This window comes from Antarctobacter albus (assembly GCF_900101505.1).
GTDB classification, from domain to species: Bacteria; Pseudomonadota; Alphaproteobacteria; order Rhodobacterales; family Rhodobacteraceae; genus Antarctobacter; species Antarctobacter albus.
Genome location: NZ_FMZI01000035.1, coordinates 1 through 2,323, shown reverse-complemented (window position 1 = coordinate 2,323; position 2,323 = coordinate 1). Strand labels below are relative to the sequence as shown.

1 rRNA gene is annotated in these 2,323 nt (G+C 54.5%); it reads right to left on the bottom strand.

Annotated elements, in window-relative coordinates:
- Window positions 1-39 precede the first annotated feature (39 nt).
- Window positions 40-2,323: ribosomal RNA gene (locus BLQ71_RS25640) — 23S ribosomal RNA — on the bottom strand; the annotation flags it as partial.

The following is a 2,323-nucleotide window of genomic DNA, read 5'->3' as shown; positions in this document are numbered from 1 at the left end:
TCCGTAACGAGGTTGTCTTCAACCTTGCTGTTACTGGATCAAATCAAGCCTATCGGACCATTAGTACCGGTCAACTGAACACATTGCTGTGCTTACATCTCCGGCCTATCGACGTGGTGGTCTTCCACGGTCCTCAGGGATACCTTGTTTTGAGGGGGGCTTCCCGCTTAGATGCCTTCAGCGGTTATCCTGTCCGATCATAGCTACCCTGCACTGCTGCTGGCGCAACAACAGGTCCACCAGTGGATCGTTCACCCCGGTCCTCTCGTACTAGGGGCAACTCCTCTCAAGTATCCTACACCCACGGCAGATAGGGACCGAACTGTCTCACGACGTTCTAAACCCAGCTCACGTACCTCTTTAAATGGCGAACAGCCATACCCTTGGGACCTGCTCCAGCCCCAGGATGAGATGAGCCGACATCGAGGTGCCAAACACTGCCGTCGATATGGACTCTTGGGCAGTATCAGCCTGTTATCCCCGGCGTACCTTTTATCCGTTGAGCGATGGCCCTCCCACTTGGGACCACCGGATCACTATGGCCGTCTTTCGACTCTGCTCGACTTGTCAGTCTTGCAGTCAGGCTGGCTTCTGCCATTGCACTCAACGAGCGATTTCCGACCGCTCTGAGCCAACCTTCGCGCGCCTCCGTTACGCTTTAGGAGGCGACCGCCCCAGTCAAACTACCCACCACGCAGGGTCCCGGACCCGGATAACGGGCCGCGGTTAGACATCAAGCAGAACAAGGGTGGTATCTCAAGGGAGGCTCCACAGGGACTGGCGTCCCTGCTTCAAAGCCTACCACCTATCCTGCACATGTTGTGCCTGATGCCAGTGCGAAGCTGTAGTGAAGGTGCACGGGGTCTTTCCGTCTAACCGCGGGAAGCCTGCATCTTGACAGGCAATTCAATTTCGCTGAGTCGATGTTGGAGACAGCGGGGAAGTCGTTACGCCATTCGTGCAGGTCGGAACTTACCCGACAAGGAATTTCGCTACCTTAGGACCGTTATAGTTACGGCCGCCGTTTACCTGGGCTTCAATTCGGAGCTTGCACCCCTCCTTTTAACCTTCAGGCACCGGGCAGGCGTCAGACCCTATACGTCGTCTTGCGACTTCGCAGAGCCCTGTGTTTTTAATAAACAGTCGCCACCCCCTGGTTTGTGCCCCCGGTAGTCGTGTACCGGGCCTCCTTCTCGCGAACTTACGGAGGTATTTTGCCGAGTTCCTTCAACATCGTTCTCTCAAGCGCCTTGGTATTCTCTACCAGTCCACCTGTGTCGGTTTAGGGTACGATCTCATGGAGGGCTATTTCCTGGGACTGTCTTGGATACGCGCCAATCCGATAAGGCACGCACGCCGCCACAATCCGTCACATCCTCCTGGCCCAGGAATATTAACCTGGTTCCCATCGACTACGCCTTTCGGCCTCGCCTTAGGGGTCGGCTTACCCTGCTCAGATTAGCTTTAAGCAGGAACCCTTGGACTTTCGGCGAGAGTGTCTCTCACACTCTTTGTCGCTACTCATGTCATCATTCTCGCTAGTGATCTCTCCACCGGATCCCTCACAGGCCGGCTTCACAGAAAAGACTTTCTCCTGCGCTACCGCCTATCGGCTACTTGAGCGCGTTTCCACGCTCCGTACGACCGGCGGCAGTAAAGGATAAGTCCTATATCACACTACGCTCCGCTACCATGCCTTACGGCATCCTAAGCTTCGGCTCATGGCTTGAGCCCCGTTACATCTTCGCCGCAGGACAACTTGTTTAGACCAGTGAGCTGTTACGCTATCTTTAAAGGATGGCTGCTTCTAAGCCAACCTCCTGGTTGTTTTGGTCGTCCCACCTGCTTTCCCACTTAGCCATGAATTGGGGGCCTTAGCTGTAGGTCAGGGTTGTTTCCCTCTCCACTACGGACGTTAGCATCCGCAGTGTGTCTGCCATCTAGTACTCCCGGGTATTCGGAGTTTGGTTAGGATCAGTAAGCCTGTGGGGCCCCATTACCCATCCAGTGCTCTACCCCCCGGGGTATTCGGATGACGCTCTACCTAAATAGATTTCGCGGAGAACCAGCTATCTCCGAGTTTGATTGGCCTTTCACCCCTAGGCACAACTCATCCCGACCTTTTTCAACAGGTGTGGGTTCGGACCTCCAGTAAGTGTTACCTTACCTTCATCCTGGTCATGCCTAGATCACTCGGTTTCGGGTCTGATCCATCTAACTCGACGCCCTATTAAGACTCGCTTTCGCTGCGCCTACACCTATCGGCTTAAGCTTGCTAGATAGACCAAGTCGATGACCCATTATACAAAAGGTACGCCGTCAC